This is a genomic window from Rhizobium sp. CCGE 510, from assembly GCF_000292525.1.
GTDB lineage: Bacteria > Pseudomonadota > Alphaproteobacteria > Rhizobiales > Rhizobiaceae > Rhizobium.
Genome location: NZ_AEYF01000136.1, coordinates 1 through 536, shown reverse-complemented (window position 1 = coordinate 536; position 536 = coordinate 1). Strand labels below are relative to the sequence as shown.

At 59.3% G+C, this 536-nt stretch carries 1 protein-coding gene and 1 pseudogene; both read right to left on the bottom strand.

Annotated elements, in window-relative coordinates; all coding sequences use genetic code 11:
• Positions 1 to 96 precede the first annotated feature (96 nt).
• Positions 97 to 267 carry an IS66 family insertion sequence element accessory protein TnpB gene (tnpB, locus tag RCCGE510_RS36125; RefSeq protein WP_346426511.1) on the bottom strand — a complete coding sequence of 57 codons (171 nt, stop codon included), beginning with the start codon at positions 265 to 267 and terminating at the stop codon, positions 97 to 99.
• A gap of 25 nt (positions 268 to 292) precedes the next feature.
• Positions 293 to 361: pseudogene (locus RCCGE510_RS36120) on the bottom strand (hypothetical protein); the annotation flags it as partial.
• Positions 362 to 536: the final 175 nt, after the last annotated feature.

Here is a 536-nt window from a genome sequence, read left to right as displayed (position 1 = left end):
ACTGTCCAGCGGCGTTGTTTCCATACCCGCATACATAGCCGATTTGCGCCGGAAGAGCCAGCTTTATGCCCCGGATGTCCTCGCAAAATATAGCTTTTAACCCGTTCGACCGGGAGCGGAAGTCCGCGCCGGGCGGCGCCAGTCGATCCCTTCGACAAGCATCGAAAGCTGCGCCTGCGTCAGGTGCGCAACGCCTTCTTTCGCTGTTGGCCACGGAAAGTATCCGCGTTCCAAAAAGCTTGTAAAACAGGCAGAACCCTTGGCCATCCCACCATAAAAGTTTGATCCGATCGGCCCGTTTTCCGCGGAAGCCGAAGATCGCGCCGGAACCTGGCGCCTCCTTGATAGCCGCCTCGACCAACGCCGACAGTCCATCAATTCACGCCGCATGTCGGTCACTCCGCAGGCAAGATAGACCCGGACATTCCCGGAAGGCCCGATCATGCCGCCTCCACGCAAGCGATCAACGACCCGAGCACCCTTAGCTCCACGTCAGCCGGAACCCTCAAGCACCGACCGTTTCGTAGCGAGATCTG

Bases quoted from the DNA above. Each gene is read 5' to 3' on its own strand.
- tnpB (WP_346426511.1), bottom strand. From the start codon at position 267: ATGGCCAAGGGTTCTGCCTGTTTTACAAGCTTTTTGGAACGCGGATAC.